This is a genomic window from uncultured Microbacterium sp. (assembly GCF_964244775.1).
Taxonomy (GTDB): Bacteria; Actinomycetota; Actinomycetes; order Actinomycetales; family Microbacteriaceae; genus Microbacterium.
In genome coordinates this window covers 1085067-1085803 of sequence record NZ_CAXTJR010000001.1, presented here as the reverse complement: position 1 = coordinate 1085803, position 737 = coordinate 1085067, and the positions used below count along the sequence as shown (strand labels likewise).

Annotated in this window: 2 rRNA genes; both read left to right on the top strand. The window is 57.7% G+C overall.

Going from position 1 to position 737, the window contains the following annotated elements:
• Positions 1 to 326: ribosomal RNA gene (locus ACFE6Z_RS05270) — 23S ribosomal RNA — on the top strand; the annotation flags it as partial.
• Positions 327 to 439: 113 nt separating this feature from the next.
• Positions 440 to 556 (top strand): 5S ribosomal RNA (gene rrf, locus ACFE6Z_RS05265).
• Positions 557 to 737 lie beyond the last annotated feature (181 nt).

Sequence of the window (737 nt, the reverse complement as noted above, 5' to 3'; positions counted from 1 at the left end):
CGCGAGCTGGGTTTAGAACGTCGTGAGACAGTTCGGTCCCTATCCGCTGCGCGCGCAGGAAGTTTGAGAGGATCTGACCCTAGTACGAGAGGACCGGGTTGGACGAACCTCTGGTGTGTCAGTTGTTCCGCCAGGAGCACCGTTGATTAGCTACGTTCGGGATGGATAACCGCTGAAAGCATCTAAGCGGGAAGCCGGCCTCAAGATGAGACTTCCATGCCTTCGGGCGAGAGGCTCCCAGCCAGACTACTGGGTTGATAGGCCAGATGTGGAAGCGTGGCAACACGTGCAGCTGACTGGTACTAATAAGCCGATGATTTGATAATCACCTTCCTAGGTGCTTGCGTCCACTGAGTGGTTCTCGATGTACGGTCGAGAACCGCATGTATCGCTGCTATTGCAGCAACTCATGCTTCGAACGATGAAACATCAATAGTGTTTCGGCGGCCATAGCGAGAGGGAAACGCCCGGTCACATTCCGAACCCGGAAGCTAAGCCTCTCAGCGCCGATGGTACTGCAGGGGGGACCCTGTGGGAGAGTAGGACACCGCCGGACTTCTTTCGAGAAATGGCCACCCAATGCTGGGTGGCCATTTCGCGTTAACACACCAGAATAGAGCTTGCCGAGAGGACCGACATGGCTGACGACGAGAAGCGCGACGATCGAGCGCGGGATTCGCGTCCGCCGCGTACCGGTGGCCAGCGCCCGAATCCGCGTGGTGATGGGGAGCGGAAGT